This window comes from Streptomyces sp. NPDC030991, from assembly GCF_055571235.1.
The window spans coordinates 1-14,385 of record NZ_JBVIFR010000014.1 but is presented as its reverse complement, the minus strand read 5'-3'; the positions used below and the strand labels follow the sequence as shown (position 1 = coordinate 14,385).

The following is a 14,385-nucleotide window of genomic DNA, read 5'->3' as shown; positions in this document are numbered from 1 at the left end:
CGCCGCTTAGCTCGAAGAGATGGAGCGCGCCAGGGCGGCCGGTACTCGACGGTTCGCCGGGGCGGCCGGTCCGTATTCTTCGGATCATGGCCGCACCCGCATATGCCCTCATCGCCACTGACCTGGACGGGACGCTGCTGCGCGGCGACGACACCGTCTCGGCCCGGACCCGCGCCGCCCTGGCCGCAGCCGTCGCGGCGGGGGCCCGGCACATCGTGGTGACCGGACGCCCCGCGCCCCGGGTGAAGCCGCTCCTCGACGAGCTGGGCGGGGGAGGGCTCGCGGTGTGCGCGCAGGGCGCGCAGTTGTACGACGGGGCGCACGACCGGCTGCTCTGGTCACTCACCCTCGACCGGGAGCTGGCCGAGCAGGCGCTCGGGAAGATCGAGGCGGAGGTGGGCCAGGTCCACGCGGCCGTCGACCAGGACGGGGTCGACGGCCCGACCCTCATCGAGCCCGGCTACCTCATGCCGCACCCCACGCTCCCCGCCGTCCAGGTGCACCGCCGCGCCGACCTGTGGGCGAAACCCATCAGCAAGGTCCTGCTGCGCCACCCCGGCCTGAGCGACGACGAGTTGGCGACCGTGGCCCGCGCCGCGGTCGGCCCCCTCGCCTCCGTCACCATGTCCGGCCCCGGCACCGTCGAACTTCAGCCGCGTGGCGTGACCAAGGCGACGGGCCTCGAACTGGCCGCCGACCGGCTCGGCGCGGGCCCCGCCGGCACGATCGCCTTCGGCGACATGCCGAACGACGTTCCGATGTTCGGCTGGGCGGCGCGCGGGGTGGCGATGGCCAACGCGCACCCCGAACTCAAGGCGGTCGCCGACGAGGTGACGTCGTCGAACGAGGAGGACGGGGTGGCTGAGGTGCTGGAGCGGCTGTTCGGCTGAGCCGCCCCGGACGCGGCGCTTCCGCACCCCTGGGCCGGGGACAGGGACAGGGACCGGGCTTCACCCCGCCTCGCCCGCCCGGCCCGGCGCCGGACCCCGGCTCACCCCGCCGTCCGCGGAATCCGCTCCTCCCACGTCCGGTGGAACACCACCTCGTCCCCGTCCCGGCACACCACCTCGCTCGATGTGACGAACTCCTGCTCCGTGCAGGAGATCTCGGACCGTGTCCGGACCGTCGCGTCCCAGGAGAGATCCGGCCGGTGCAGGCGGATCGACCAGTCGGAGCGGGTGCGGGCGGAGAGCGGGTCGTCCTCCTGGATGACGTACGTCTCCACGGCGTCCTCGGTGAACTCCAGGCCGTCCGGGTACACCCGCGTGCCGCCGTACCGGGGGTCGACCTCGAGGCGCCATTCGCCCTTGGCCACGTCCCGTACGACCAGCCGCTCGGGGCGCGGCTCGTCCAGCGACGCGGGATACACCACGCCCAGCGGCTCGGACTGCTCGGGCTCCTCGAAGGTGATTCCGGCGCCCAGGTCGCCGGAGCGGACCGGGAGTTCGAGGGTGCTGCCCACCGGGGTCAGGGTGAAGCCGGTGGCCGAGCCGGGCTGGGGCCAGATCCAGGGCCAGTACGCCGAGGAGACCGCGAGGCGGATGCGGTGTCCGGCGGGGAAGGTGTGGCCGATGCCGTTCAGCTCGAAGGTGACGTCCTCGGTGCTGCCCGGCAGCCAGGGCACGGAGGCGGCCCGGCCGTGCCGCGAGCCGAGGTTGAGGACGCCGCGGGTGACCAGGGTCGAGGAACCGTCCGGCGCGACGTCGCAGAGGCGGGCCACGATCTGGCCCCGGGGCACCGTGCTGGTGAGCCGCGCCGTGACGCGCGGGCGGCCCAGTACCCGTACGTCCGTGTCCACCTCGAACTCGAAGCAGGCCGACTTCGCGTCCTCGTCCCGCTGGTCGGGCGGCAGGTCCGCGTCGTTGCCGAACGGGAAGAAGCGGCCCGCGTCCAGACCCGTCTGCTGCGGGGAGCGTACGAGGACCGGGCTGCCCTGGAGCGCGTAGGAGACGGGGGTGACGTTCGGGGAGGGCCAGGAGGGTTCGCCGACCCAGCGGCCCGGCAGCTCCGGGTAGACCGTGGCCGGCGGGTGCGAGTCGCTGATCCAGGAGCGCAGCGCGGGCTCGGCCATCACGTCCGTACGGTCCTCGCCCTTGAGCCAGTGGTCCCACCAGCGCAGCGTCTCCTGGAGGAAGCCGATCGCCGGGCCCGGCGGCAGGCCGCGGTCCGGGTACTGGTGCGACCACGGCCCGATGATGCCGCGGACCTGTTCGGCGGGGAGCGCCTCCACGAGGCGGAGCACGGTGTCGCGGTACGGGTCGTGCCAGCCGCCCACCGCGAGGACGCCCGCCTTGATCGCCGAGTAGTCCTCGCAGACGCTGCCGTGCCGCCAGTACTCGTCGCGGGTCTGGTGGCGCAGCCAGGTGTCGATGAAGGGTTCGACGCCTTCCAGCCGGGCGGTCCATATGTCGCGCCAGCGGTCGCCGACGAAGAGCGGGTCCGGCGGGCGCGACACGAAGGCGAGCATCGTCGCCGCCCACGCGTGCATGTCCACGGCGAGGACGGAACCACCCATGTAGTGCACGTCGTTGTCGTAGCGGTCGTCCGCGGAGCACACGGTGACGATCGCCTTGAGCGGCTCAGGTGCGAGGGCCGCGATCTGGAGGGAGTTGAAACCGCCCCAGGAGATGCCGAACATGCCGACCTTGCCGCTCGACCAGGGCTGCGCGGCCAGCCAGTGCACGACCTCGACGCCGTCCGCGAGCTCCTGCGCGTCGTACTCGTCGCCGGGCATGCCCTCGGAGTTGCCGTGCCCGCGCACGTCGACGCGGACGGAGGCGTAGCCGTGCCCCGCGTACCAGGGGTGGCGCTGCCAGTCGCGCGGCGCCGTCCAGTCGGAGAGCCGGTAGGGCAGGTATTCGAGGAGGACCGGGACGGGTTCCTCGGTGACCGGGCGCCAGACGCGCGCGAAGAGCGTCGTCCCGTCGGAGAGGGGTACGCGGATGTCCTCGCGGACCGTTCCGTACGGGAAGGTCGTCCGGACCTTGGGAGTGCTCGGAGTGCTCATGGGAGTTCCTCGGTGGCGTCGGTGGCGTCAGTGAACGGGGTGCATGGTGCGGCGCAACCACGGCGCCAGGGCGATGACGGCGACTCCGACGGCCACGGCGACGGCGCCGTTGACGCCGAAATAGGCGGGGTTGGAGACCTCGCCGTAGAGCTTCACGGTCTGTGCCTGGATGCCGTTCGCGAGGGCGAGGGAGAGGAACCAGAGCGACATGGTCTGGCTGGCGAAGGCGCGCGGGGCGAGCTTCGTCGTCGCCGACATGCCCGACGTCTCCACGAGGATGTCGCCGAGGCCGAGCAGCAGGTACGAGCCGACGATCCACCAGACCGCCATCCGGTACGAGCCGTCACCGTGACCGGCCGTCGGCACGACCATGAGCAGGAAGGACAGGCCGCCCAGGATCACGCCGAAGGCGATCTTGTTGGAGGCGTGCGGCTGGCGCCGGCCCATCCGGGCCCACACGCCCGCCACCACGGGCGCCAGGGCGACCTCGAAGGCGCCGAGCGCGGAGGCGTACCAGCTCGCGGGGAAGTGGAAGCCGAAGAGGCTCGTCTCGGCGCTCGTCGCGGCCAGCAGCATCATCGTCGAGTACGCCTGGAAGAGGATGAAGTTGAAGGCGACGGACGCGACGAAGAGGACCAGGTAGGGACGGAGGCGGCCGCGCTCGTCGGCCGCGACGCGCGGGCTCTTGAACATCACGGTGAAGTACACGACCGGGGCGATCACCGACACGACGGTGAGGCAGTCGACGAAACGGTCCATCGTGAGCCAGCCGACCGAGGCCAGGAGCACGGCGAGGGCCGCCACCACGACAGCGCCGACGATCATCGTGCGCACCGCCCGGCGCATCCCCTCGGGCGGCAGCGCGAACTCGGCGGTGCGCTTGCGCCCGGCCAGGTGGCGCCGCCCGGCGACGTACTGGATCAGGCCGAGGGTCATCCCGACGGCGGCAGCGGAGAAGCCCCAGTGCCAGCCCTTGTGGTCGCCGAGCCAGCCGGTGATCAGCGGTCCGGCGAAGGCGCCGATGTTGATGCCCATGTAGTACAGCGCGAAACCGGCGTCGCGACGCTGGTCGTCGGTGCGGTAGAGCTTGCCGACCATGGAGGCCACGTTCGGCTTGAGCAGCCCGGTACCGGCGCTGATCAGGCCGAGCCCGACCCAGGTCATCGTCGGCGTGGGCACCGCCATCGAGTAGTGGCCGCAGGCGATGAGGATGCCGCCCCACAGGACGGCGCGGTACGAGCCGAGGATCCGGTCGGCGAGCCAGCCGCCCCCGACGGAGACCAGGTAGACGAGGGTGCCGTACGCGGCCGAGACCGAGGCGGCCGTGCCGGCGGCCATGCCCATGCCGCCGTGTGCGACGGTGTCCGCGAAGAACAGCACGAGGATGGCCTGCATGCCGAGGAACGAGAAGCGTTCCCAGACCTCCAGGCCGGAGAGCGTGAGCAGGCCGCGTGGCTGTCCGAAGAAGGCGGTGTCGTCCCCCGGCGGCGGTCCGGCCGCGGGGTCGGGGTCGGTCGTGATGCGGGACAAAGTGCGTACTCCCGGTCGTATCGGCTGATCAAGAACATACCGGGGGCGCCGGAGAGGCGCCCGGTCCGGGTTGTCCGGGCGGGCGCCACCTGTGATCGAAACGCGACCGGATACGCTGACTTGAGTGATGGCAGCGACACATCGACAAACTGTGTGATCGACCGAATGAACGACCGAATGATCGACCGAGTTCGCCATGTGAGCGTCGTGATCGTCAGCAGACAGGAGAACCTCTCGTGACCGTCGTCGGGACTTTCGGTCTTAGCGTGCGGGACCAGGCTCTCGAAGCCGATGTCCAGGCAGGTTTGGTGGCTGTCGAGGAGGGGCTGCTCGAAGCGACCAAGAGCGAGGTCCCCTTCATCACGGAGGCCGCCCAGCATCTGGTGCGGGCCGGCGGCAAGCGCTTCAGGCCGCTGCTCGTGACGCTCGCCGCCCAGTTCGGCGACCCGTACGCGCCGGGCATCGTGCCCTCCGCCGTCGTCGTCGAGCTCACCCACCTCGCGACGCTCTACCACGACGACGTGATGGACGAGGCCGACGTGCGCCGCGGCGTGCAGAGCGCCAACCAGCGCTGGGACAACTCCGTCGCGGTCCTCACCGGGGACTTCCTCTTCGCCCGCGCCTCGCACATCCTCGCCGACCTCGGCCCGGACGCCGTCCGCATCCAGGCCGAGGCGTTCGAGCGCCTGGTCACCGGCCAGATCCTGGAGACCGCGGGCCCGGCCGACGGCCGCGACCCGGTCGACCACTACCTGGACGTGCTCTCCGGCAAGACCGGCTCGCTGATCGCCGTGGCATGCCGGTTCGGCGCGATGATGTCCGGCGCCGACGAGACCGTCGTGGACGTGCTGACCCAGTACGGCGAGCGGCTCGGCGTCGCCTTCCAGCTCGCCGACGACGTGCTCGACATCGCCTCCGACTCGCACGAGTCCGGCAAGACCCCCGGCACCGACCTGCGCGAGGGCATCCCCACGCTGCCGGTGCTGCGCCTGCGCGAGCGCGCCCGGTTGCTCGGCCTCCCCGACGACCAGGCCCTGGTCGAGCTGCTCGACTCCGACCTCGCGGACGACGCGCGACTCGCCGAGGCGATCGAACGGCTGCGCGTCCACCCCGCCCTGGAGCAGGCCCGCCGCGACACCGTGCGGTACGCGGAGGAGGCCCGCGGGGTGCTGGCCCCGCTCCCGGAGTGCGAGGCGAAGGCGGCGCTGGTGGAACTCTGCGACGCGGTGGTGCACCGGGCGGGCTGAGAGCCTGTCGTTGCACTGTGACGTAGGTCACAGGCCCGGAGCTCTCGGTCCGGGCGCCCACCCCGCCGGTCCGCGCCGCCGTGCCGCGGCGGGTCGCGGCCGGCCGCGACCCTCCCCGAGCCGGCCGGTGCGGCCTTCGTGGCGGCACCCCTACGGGTCGGGGGACGCGGCGCCCCGCCGTGTCATCCCGTAGGCGTAGGCGGAGTTGATCCCGCGGTCTGACGCTTCGAGGTGGCCGGTTCGGTCAGATTGGTTACACCACTCCTGACCAATTCGGGTGAGAATGGCGGCTTGGGGTGGACGAGCGCGAAGCGCATCCGAATCGACAGACGACGTGTGCACAGGACGGTAGGCCGCCGCCGAACACGGAGGTAGGGCAACAGCATGGCACCGTACGAATCCGAAGACAGCCAGGGCTCCGGGCGCCGCAAGGCGGCCCGGTACGCGGTCCCCGTGGCCGTGGTGGGGGTGGCCGCGGTGACGATCGGGCTCGTCCCGGCGCTCGCCGACTCGGGCGACCCGGATCTCCCGAAGATCACCGCCCGGGAACTCATCGAGAAGATCGCCAAGTCGGACACCGAACAGTTGTCGGGCACCGTGAAGATCCACACGGATCTGGGCCTGCCGTCGTTGGGCGGTGCGGCCTCGGGGCTGCCCGGCACCGGCGGCAAGGGCTCCTCGTCGGCCGACCCGCAGGCGAAGCTGACCGAACTCGCCACCGGTACGCACACGCTGCGGATCGCGGCGGACGGCCAGGAGCGGCAGAAGCTGTCGATCCTGGACGACGCGTCCGAGTACAGCGTGATCCACAAGGGCGCCGACGTATGGGCGTACGACAGCGCGTCGGACGAGGCGTACCACGCGAAGGACGCCGGGGGCGCGTCCGGAGACCGGGCGAAGAAGCGTCCGTCCGAGGTGCCGGCCACGCCGAAGCAGCTCACGGACGAGATCCTGAAGGCGTCCGGCGCCACGACGTCGTACACCGTCGACGGCACGGCGCAGGTCGCCGGCCGTGACGCGTACCGGCTGCAGATCAAGCCCAAGCAGTCCGGTTCGACGGTCGGCGCGATCACGGTCTCCGTGGACGCGAAGACCGGTACGCCGCTGAAGTTCACGCTGACCCCGGCGAGCGGCGGCGCGGCCGTCGTCGACGCGGGCTTCACCAAGGTCGACTTCGGTGAACCGGCCGCGTCCACCTTCGACTTCAAGCCGTCGAAGGGCACCAAGGTCACCGAGGCCGACGAGCTGCCGGCGCGGGACAGGGACCGGGCGAAGCGGGCGCCGAAGGGCGCCGGGAGCCTCGACGGCCTCAAGGTGATCGGCGAGGGCTGGACCTCGGTCGCCGAGCTGAAGCTGCCCGGCGACTCCGGTGTCGCGGGCCTCGCCTCCGGCACCGCGTCGCGCGACATGCCGGGCGACGCGCAGAAGTTCCTCGACTCCCTCGGCGACAAGGTGACGGGGAAGTTCGGGTCCGGCACCGTGTACTCGACCCGCCTGGTGAACGTACTGATCACCGGGGACGGGAAGGTCTACGCGGGAGCGGTCACCAAGGACGCGCTGGTGAAGGCGGCCGACGCGGGCTGACGGAACGGCGGCCGGTGGGGGGGGGGGGGGGGGGGGGGGGGGGGGTTGCCCCGGCCCGCGCGAGGGAAGGGGGGGGGGGGGGGGGGGGAGGGGGGGAGGGGGGGGGGGGGGGGGGGGGGGGGGGGGGGGGGGGGGGGGGGGGGGGGGTGGGGGGGGAGGGCCCCCCCCCCCCCCCCCCCCCCCCCACCGCTCGTGGACGAGGCAGGTGATGGGGGAGGGGCATGACGCCGGTCATCGAGACCCAGGAGCTCACCAAGCGGTACCGCGGCGGACCACCGGCGGTGGACCGGCTCAGTCTGACCGTCCCGGAAGGCGCCGTCTTCGGCTTCCTCGGGCCGAACGGATCGGGCAAGACCACCACCATCCGCATGCTGATGGGCCTGATCGAGCCGACAGCGGGCACCGCCCGGGTGCTGGGCCGGCCCATGCCCCGCGCCGCCCGCGCCGTCCTGCCGCAGGTGGGCGCGCTCATCGAGGGCCCGGCCCTGTACGGCTTCCTGAACGGCCGCGACAACCTGCTGCGCTACGACTCCGCCGACCCGGCCGCCGACCCGCGGACCCGCAAGGCGCGGGTCGCCCAGGCCCTGGACCGGGTGGGTCTGACGGCCGCCGCGGCGAAGAAGGCGAAGGCGTACTCGCTCGGGATGAAGCAGCGCCTGGGCCTGGCCGCGGCGCTGCTCCAGCCGCGCCGCCTCCTGGTCCTGGACGAGCCGACGAACGGCCTGGACCCGCAGGGCATGCGCGAGATCCGAAGCCTCGTGCGGGAGCTGGCGTCCGACGGCACCACGGTCTTCCTCTCCTCCCACCTCCTCGACGAGATCGAGCAGGTCTGCACGCACGCCGCGGTGATGGCCAGGGGCCGCCTGATCACCCAGGGCCCGGTCGCCGAACTGGCGGCGGGCACCCGGGGGAAGCTGACCGTCACCACCCCCGACCCGGCCGACGCGGTCCGGGTGCTCAAGGAGCTGGACCTCACGGTCCTGGAGACGGCCGACGACCGCGTGATGGCCGAACCACCGCCCGCCGGGAGGGAGCTGGCCGAACTGAACGCGGCACTGGTCACCGCGGGCGTCCGCGTGCGCGGCTTCGGCGTGGAGCGGGCGTCCCTTGAGGACGCGTTCGTCGCCCTGACCGGAGAGGGTTTCGATGTCGCGGGCTGAGGCGGTACGCACCGCCCCGCGGGTCAGTCCGCTGTGGACGTTCGGCCTGCTGCGCAACGAGCTGACCACGACGTTCCGCCGCTGGCGCACGCTCGCGCTGCTCGCGGTCCTCACCGGCGTCCCGGTCCTGATCGGCGTGGCGGTGAAGATCGAGACGAGCGACGGGCAGTCGTTCGGCGGGGGAGGCCCCGAGGGCGGCGGCGGGCCGGCCTTCATCGCCCAGATCACCAACAACGGGCTGTTCCTGGTCTTCACGGCCCTGGCGGCGACACTCCCGTTCTTCCTCCCCATGTCGGTCGGCGTCGTCGCGGGGGACGCGGTGGCGGGCGAGTCGAGCGCCGGGACGCTGCGCTACCTCCTGGTCGCCCCGGCCGGCCGCAGCCGCCTCCTGCTCGTCAAATACGTGACGACGATGGCGTTCTGCCTGGTGGCGACGGTGGTCGTCGCCGTCTCGGCGCTCGTCACGGGCGCGATCCTCTTCCCGCTGGGCGACGTCGTCACCATCTCCGGTACGCGGATCGGTTTCGGCGAGGGGCTGTGGCGGGCGTTCCTCATCGCCCTCATGGTGGCGGCGTCCCTCATCGGCATCGCGGCCCTCGGGCTGTTCGTCTCCACGCTGACGAACAGCGGCGTCGCGGCGATGGCGACGACGGTGGGCCTGCTGATCACCGTCCAGATCCTCGACCAGATCCCTCAACTGCACACGATCCAGCCATACTTCTTCTCGCACCACTGGCTGTCCTTCGCCGACCTGATGCGCGACCCGGTCTACTGGGACGACCTCACCAAGAACCTCGAACTCCAGGCGCTGTACGCGGCGGTGTTCGGCTCGGCGGCCTGGGCCCGCTTCACGGCGAAGGACATCACCGCGTAGCCGTCGCCGCGCCCTACCGCTGCTCGTAGGGGAACGCGGCGAGCGGTGCCTCCTGCGCGAAGAACGTCTTGGCGCGGGCCAGCGCCGCCTCGTCCTGGTGTACGTCGCCGGGCTTGCTGCCGTTGCCGAGGAGTACGCCGCCGAAGCGCATGCCCATGTACGCGGCCGAGTTGCGCAGGGTGGCGACCAGCGGGTCCGCGACGACCTCCTCCTCGTGCGCGAGCGCGGTCACGCCCCACAGGGTGCGCCCGGCGAGGGTGGCCTTGAAGTCGATGCCCGGGGTGCGCAGCCAGCCCGACCAGTGGTCGAGGTAGCGCTTGGTGGAGGCGGAGACCGAGTACCAGTACAGCGGCGACGCGATGACGATGTCGGTGGCGGCGAGGGTGGCGTCGAGGAGCAGCGCGGCATTGTCCCCGCGCGGGCGCACGTGGTCGCTGTCGTGGCGCAGGTCCTCGAAGTCGGGCAGCGGGTGCCGGGCCAGATCGATCCAGCGCTGCCCGGCGTCCGGCGGCAGCTGCTCGGCGGCCTTGCGCGCGAGGATCTCGGTGTTGCCGTCGGCGCGGCTGCTGCCGAGCAGGAACAGGAAAGTGCGGGCGGTCATGGCTCCCCCTAGCGGTCACGACTTACTTGCGTGTGCAGTATATGCACACGCAAGTAAGTCGCGGAAGGGGAAGCGGGAAAGCGGGGTGCGTCTACCCGGCCAGCTCCCAGAGGGCGTAGGCGATGGCGTCGCTGCTGCGGTCGAGCGCGGTCGTGCTGATGTTCGTGGCCGTGTCGCAGGCCGAGTGGTAGCAGGCGTCGAACGCCTTGCCCGCCGTGCCGCCCCACTTCTGGGCCTGGGCGGCGGTCTTGCGGTAGTCGGCGCCGCTGAACAGGCCGCCGACCGGGATGCCGGCGCTCTTGAAGGGGGCGTGGTCCGAGCGCCCGTCGCCCTCGGTCTCGATCTCGGTGGGGACGCCCAGGCCGGTGTAGTAGTCCTTGAACACCTTCTCCAGGGCCGGATCGTCGTCGTACACGAAGTAGCCGGGGTTGGGCGACCCGACCATGTCGAAGTTCAGGTAACCGGCGATCCGCGAACGGTCCCCGGTGGCCAGCGAGTTGACGTAGTTCCGGGAACCGACCAGGCCCAGCTCCTCGGCGCCCCACCAGGCGAACCGCAGATGCTTGACGGGCTTGAACTGGGCGCGGGAGACGGCGAGCGCGGTCTCCAGGATCGCCGCGGACCCCGAGCCGTTGTCGTTGATGCCGGGCCCGGCCGTGACGCTGTCGAGGTGGGCGCCGGCCATGACGACCTGGCCGGTGTCGCCGCCGGGCCAGTCGGCGATCAGGTTGTAGCCGGTGCGGCCGCCGGACGTGAACTGCTTGACGGAGGTGGTGAAACCGGCGGCGTCCAGCTTCGCCTTCACGTAGTCCAGGGAGGCCTTGTAGCCGGGCCGGCCGTGGGCGCGGTTGCCGCCGTTGGCGGTGGCGATGGACTGGAACCGGTCGAGGTGGGCCTTGACCGACGCCACCGGGATGTCGGGCGCGGCGGCGACGTCGGGCGCCGCGCCGGCCGGGGTCGCACCGACCGGAGTGGCGGCGACGAGGGCGCCGACGGTGAGCAGGGACGCGGCTGCGAGCCGCACGCGTATGGGGTGCAGGGCCATGTGGGGGGCTCCTGATTCCTGGGCGGGTACGGGGATTGAGGTGGCCCGATGGTCCTGGCTCCCTGATGCACCGTCAAGAGCGCAATCCGGTCAACGCTGTTCGTATACCGGGCACTTGCACCCCGGGGTGCTCCCGGGGTGCTCCCGGGGTGGCCCGGGGGCGATCCATCACCGCCGCGCGTCACTGCAAGCAGAACTCGTTGCCCTCCGGGTCGGCCAGCACCAGCCACCGGCCGCCCTGCGCGTCCACGGACCGCAGCACGCTCGCGCCGAGGCCGGTCAGCCGCGCGGCCTCGGCGTCGCGCCGCTCGCCCCCGGCGTGGATGTCGATGTGCAGCCGGTTCTTGCCGGACTTGGCCTCCGGTACGCGCTGGAACAGGATGCGCCGCCCGAGTCCGGTCCCGGTCTGCCCGTCGACCGGGTCCTCGGGGTGGCGGGCGGCGACCAGGTCCCGGAAGGCCCGGCGCCCCCAGCGTTCGACGGTCTCGGTCCCGGTCAGGGCGCCGAGGCCGAGGAGCCGCTCGATCAGGGCGGAGTTGTCCTCGATCTCGTAGCCGAGCGCGGCGGCCCAGAACTCGACCTGCGCATGCGGATCGGCGGCGTCGACGACGAGCTTCCAGTCAAAGGTCATGCCCCAGTTATAGAACCGCAGTAGGTCCGGCCGTGACCTACTGCGGCCGGCCCGGCGCGTTCAGACAGCCGAGCCCCGCTGAGCGGACTCGGCCTCGGCCTCGTCGAGCGCTCCGGCTGCGGCGAGCTCCGCCCGGGCCAGCGCGATCCGCCCGGCCCGGGCGGAACGCAACGCGTCCCAGGTCAGCAGGGCGAGCGCCAGCCACACCAGCCCGAACCCGGCCCACCGCTCCGGCGGCATCTCCTCATGGAAGTACACGATCCCGAGCAGGAACTGGAAGACGGGCGCGAGGTACTGGAGCAGCCCGAGCGTCGACAGCGGCACCCGGATCGCGGCCGCCCCGAAGCACACCAGCGGGACGGCGGTGACGAGACCCGTCGAGGCGAGGAGCGCCGCGTGCCCAGCGCCCTCCGAGGCGAACGTCGAACGGCCCTGCGCCCCGAGCCACACCAGATACGCGAGGGCGGGCAGGAACTGGACGGCGGTCTCGGCGGCCAGCGACTCGAGACCGCTGAGGTTCACCTTCTTCTTCACGAGCCCGTACGTGCCGAAGGAGAACGCGAGGACCAGCGAGATCCACGGCGGCTGCCCGTACCCGACGGCCAGCACGAGCACGGCGAGCAGCCCGACCCCGACGGCCGTCCACTGCGCGGCCCGCAGCCGCTCCTTGAGCAGCAGCACGCCGAGCGCGATGGAGACGAGGGGGTTGATGAAGTACCCCAGTGACGCCTCCACCACGTGCCCGGAGTTCACGGACCAGATGTAGACGCCCCAGTTGACGGTGATGACGGCGGCGCCGACGGCCACGAGCCCGAGCCGCCTGGGCTGCCGCAGCAGTTCCCTGGCCCAGCCCCACTTCCGTACGAAGAGCATCGCGACGCCCACGAAGACCAGCGACCACGCCATCCGGTGGGCGAGGATCTCCACCGACCCGGCGGGTTTGAGCAGCGGCCAGAACAGGGGCACGAGGCCCCACATCCCGTACGCCGCGAACCCGTTGATGAGCCCTGTGCGGCCCTCGTCGCCCCGACCCGGTTCTCCTGCCGCCCCGTCCCGCACGGACCCTCCTCATGACACCCGGCAGCCCCGCGGCGGCCACCAAGCAAGGTAGCGCCGCGGGGCGGTACGTGTCATGCCCGTATCGGCATACGGTCCTGTCGGCGGGGGCGGCTACTTCAGAGCCGCGGCGATGGCGTCGGCGAGCGGCGTCGTGGGGCGGCCGATGAGACGGGCGAGCTCCCCGCTCCGCCGGGCCAGCAGCCCCTGCTCGATGGCGGTGTCGACGCCGACGAGGATCTCGGCGAAGGGTGCGGGCAGGCCCGCGCCGAGCAGTACCTCGCGGTTCTGTTCGGGCGTCACGTTCCGGTGGACGATCTCCTTGCCGGACTGCTTCGCGACCTCGGCGGCGTACTCCGCGAGCGACCAGGCGACATCGCCGCTGAGCTCGTACGCCGTGTTCTCGTGCCCCTCACCGGTCAGGACGGCGACGGCGGCCGCGGCGTAGTCGGCGCGCGACGCGGAGGCGACCCGGCCCTCACCGGCGGAGGCGAGGACGGCGCCGTACTCCAGGACGGGGGCCAGGTTGTCGGTGTAGTTCTCGTGGTACCAGCCGTTGCGCAGGAACGTGTACGTCAGGCCGGAGTCGAGGATCGCCTGCTCGGTGACCTTGTGCTCGTCGGCCAGCGCGAAGTCGGCGTCGGGCCCGCCCAGCACGCCGGTGTACGCGAGCGAGGCGACGCCCGCGGCCTTCGCGGCGTCGATCACGGCCTGGTGCTGGGCCACGCGCTGCCCGACCTCGCTGCCGGAGATCAGCAGCACCTTGTCGCCGGAGCGGAAGGCGCCGGCCAGGGTGCCGGGCTCGCTGTAGTCGGCGATGCGCAGCTCGACGCCGCGGGCGGCGAGGCCGGCGGCCTTCTCCTTGTCGCGTACGACCGCGGCGATCTCGCCGGCCGGCACGCCCGCGGCGAGCAGCCCTTCGACGACGAGGCGGCCGAGGTGCCCGGTGGCTCCGGTGATGACGAGGCTCATGGCAGAAATCTCCTTGTGTGAGCGGTTCTTTCCTCACCGTAGAGCTAGCACTGTGGATTCGTAAGTACCCACTTTGAAGTAAGGTACTGGTATGGAAGTAAGTAAGGCGGGCAAGGTGCGCGAGTGGGGGATGGGCGACGCGGGGCTCTGCCCGGAGCGTCAGCTCCTGGAGCACGTCACGAGCAGGTGGGGCGTGCTCGTGCTGCTCGCCCTGGAGGGGCGGTCGTTCCGCTTCGGCGAGCTGCGCCGGAAGATCGGCGGGGTCAGCGAGAAGATGCTCACGCAGACGCTGCAGACCCTGGAGCGGGACGGCCTGGTGCACCGCGACGCCAAGCCGGTCATCCCGCCGCGCGTCGACTACTCGCTCACCGGTCTAGGCCGGGAGGCGGCGGCGCAGGTGGGGGCGCTCGCGGACTGGACGGAGCGGCGGATGGCCCGGGTGACCGAGGCCCGGCAGGGGTACGACGAGGCGCGGGCCTGACGGCGGGGCACGGCAGGGGCAGGGCCCGGACGCGGTGTCGTCGTGTCCGGGCCCTGCCCCTGCCGTTCCCCGTAGCCGTGTCGTGCGGCCGTCTCAGCCGATGACGGTCCAGGTGTCGCCGCCGGTGAGGAGGGCGGTGAGGTCGCCTTTGCCGTGTTGTTCGATGGCGGTGTCGAGCTGGTCGGCCATCTGGGTGT

13 protein-coding genes are annotated in these 14,385 nt (G+C 72.1%); 6 read left to right on the top strand and 7 right to left on the bottom strand.

The genetic code is table 11. The annotated features are described in order from the left end of the window. The first annotated feature begins 86 nt into the window (after positions 1-86). A complete protein-coding gene (locus ACZ45E_RS25275; RefSeq protein WP_468224327.1) occupies positions 87-890 on the top strand; it encodes an HAD family hydrolase in 804 nt (267 codons plus the stop codon). 101 nt (positions 891-991) lie between these two features. On the opposite strand, the gene ACZ45E_RS25270 is transcribed toward ACZ45E_RS25275, so the two are convergent. Further along, positions 992-3,007, bottom strand: a complete 2,016-nt coding sequence (locus tag ACZ45E_RS25270) for a CocE/NonD family hydrolase (protein ID WP_468224324.1) — start codon at positions 3,005-3,007, stop codon at positions 992-994. A gap of 27 nt (positions 3,008-3,034) precedes the next feature. Next, entirely contained in the window at positions 3,035-4,558 is a 1,524-nt protein-coding gene (locus ACZ45E_RS25265) for a peptide MFS transporter (RefSeq protein WP_468224696.1), read from the bottom strand. A gap of 215 nt (positions 4,559-4,773) precedes the next feature. Between ACZ45E_RS25265 and ACZ45E_RS25260 the strand changes: the two genes are divergently transcribed. The 4 genes from ACZ45E_RS25260 to ACZ45E_RS25245 all read left to right on the top strand — a co-directional run bounded on the left by ACZ45E_RS25260 (position 4,774) and on the right by ACZ45E_RS25245 (position 9,402). Then, positions 4,774-5,784, top strand: coding sequence for a polyprenyl synthetase family protein (locus tag ACZ45E_RS25260; RefSeq protein ID WP_468224322.1), 1,011 nt, complete (start codon positions 4,774-4,776; stop codon positions 5,782-5,784). Positions 5,785-6,168: 384 nt separating this feature from the next. Beyond that, complete coding sequence (locus ACZ45E_RS25255) at positions 6,169-7,368, top strand: LolA family protein (protein WP_468224320.1); 1,200 nt, start codon at positions 6,169-6,171, stop codon at positions 7,366-7,368. Between the two features lie 221 nt (positions 7,369-7,589). Next, positions 7,590-8,528 carry an ABC transporter ATP-binding protein gene (locus ACZ45E_RS25250; RefSeq protein ID WP_468224317.1) on the top strand — a complete coding sequence of 313 codons (939 nt, stop codon included), beginning with the start codon at positions 7,590-7,592 and terminating at the stop codon, positions 8,526-8,528. Continuing rightward, entirely contained in the window at positions 8,515-9,402 is an 888-nt protein-coding gene (locus ACZ45E_RS25245) for an ABC transporter permease (RefSeq protein ID WP_468224315.1), read from the top strand. Before ACZ45E_RS25250 ends, ACZ45E_RS25245 begins: the two co-directional genes overlap by 14 nt. 13 nt (positions 9,403-9,415) lie before the next feature. On the opposite strand, the gene ACZ45E_RS25240 is transcribed toward ACZ45E_RS25245, so the two are convergent. The 5 genes from ACZ45E_RS25240 to ACZ45E_RS25220 form a co-directional block, all read right to left on the bottom strand. Then, the gene (locus ACZ45E_RS25240; protein WP_468224312.1) at positions 9,416-10,003 is read right to left on the bottom strand and encodes a flavodoxin family protein; all 588 of its coding nucleotides are present in this window, start codon (positions 10,001-10,003) and stop codon (positions 9,416-9,418) included. A 91-nt stretch (positions 10,004-10,094) separates the two neighbouring features. Beyond that, positions 10,095-11,048, bottom strand: coding sequence for a M28 family metallopeptidase (locus tag ACZ45E_RS25235; protein WP_468224310.1), 954 nt, complete (start codon positions 11,046-11,048; stop codon positions 10,095-10,097). Between the two features lie 181 nt (positions 11,049-11,229). Beyond that, entirely contained in the window at positions 11,230-11,679 is a 450-nt protein-coding gene (locus ACZ45E_RS25230) for a VOC family protein (RefSeq protein WP_468224308.1), read from the bottom strand. Positions 11,680-11,739: 60 nt separating this feature from the next. Then, positions 11,740-12,657 carry an EamA family transporter RarD gene (rarD, locus tag ACZ45E_RS25225; protein WP_468224694.1) on the bottom strand — a complete coding sequence of 306 codons (918 nt, stop codon included), beginning with the start codon at positions 12,655-12,657 and terminating at the stop codon, positions 11,740-11,742. A 192-nt stretch (positions 12,658-12,849) separates the two neighbouring features. After that, positions 12,850-13,707 carry an SDR family oxidoreductase gene (locus ACZ45E_RS25220; RefSeq protein WP_468224307.1) on the bottom strand — a complete coding sequence of 286 codons (858 nt, stop codon included), beginning with the start codon at positions 13,705-13,707 and terminating at the stop codon, positions 12,850-12,852. A gap of 91 nt (positions 13,708-13,798) precedes the next feature. Between ACZ45E_RS25220 and ACZ45E_RS25215 the strand changes: the two genes are divergently transcribed. Continuing rightward, complete coding sequence (locus ACZ45E_RS25215; RefSeq protein WP_468224304.1) at positions 13,799-14,188, top strand: winged helix-turn-helix transcriptional regulator; 390 nt, start codon at positions 13,799-13,801, stop codon at positions 14,186-14,188. The last annotated feature ends 197 nt before the right edge of the window (positions 14,189-14,385 follow it).

What these genes read in the sequence shown, in the direction of transcription:
- ACZ45E_RS25215 (WP_468224304.1), top strand. Translation starts at nt 13,799, where the DNA reads ATGGAAGTAAGTAAGGCGGGCAAGGTGCGCGAGTGGGGGATGGGCGAC.
- ACZ45E_RS25270 (WP_468224324.1), bottom strand. Translation starts at nt 3,007, where the DNA reads ATGAGCACTCCGAGCACTCCCAAGGTCCGGACGACCTTCCCGTACGGA.
- ACZ45E_RS25220 (WP_468224307.1), bottom strand. Translation starts at nt 13,707, where the DNA reads ATGAGCCTCGTCATCACCGGAGCCACCGGGCACCTCGGCCGCCTCGTC.
- ACZ45E_RS25250 (WP_468224317.1), top strand. Translation starts at nt 7,590, where the DNA reads ATGACGCCGGTCATCGAGACCCAGGAGCTCACCAAGCGGTACCGCGGC.
- ACZ45E_RS25240 (WP_468224312.1), bottom strand. Translation starts at nt 10,003, where the DNA reads ATGACCGCCCGCACTTTCCTGTTCCTGCTCGGCAGCAGCCGCGCCGAC.
- ACZ45E_RS25255 (WP_468224320.1), top strand. Translation starts at nt 6,169, where the DNA reads ATGGCACCGTACGAATCCGAAGACAGCCAGGGCTCCGGGCGCCGCAAG.
- ACZ45E_RS25230 (WP_468224308.1), bottom strand. Translation starts at nt 11,679, where the DNA reads ATGACCTTTGACTGGAAGCTCGTCGTCGACGCCGCCGATCCGCATGCG.
- rarD (WP_468224694.1), bottom strand. Translation starts at nt 12,657, where the DNA reads ATGTGGGGCCTCGTGCCCCTGTTCTGGCCGCTGCTCAAACCCGCCGGG.
- ACZ45E_RS25235 (WP_468224310.1), bottom strand. Translation starts at nt 11,048, where the DNA reads ATGGCCCTGCACCCCATACGCGTGCGGCTCGCAGCCGCGTCCCTGCTC.
- ACZ45E_RS25245 (WP_468224315.1), top strand. Translation starts at nt 8,515, where the DNA reads ATGTCGCGGGCTGAGGCGGTACGCACCGCCCCGCGGGTCAGTCCGCTG.
- ACZ45E_RS25275 (WP_468224327.1), top strand. Translation starts at nt 87, where the DNA reads ATGGCCGCACCCGCATATGCCCTCATCGCCACTGACCTGGACGGGACG.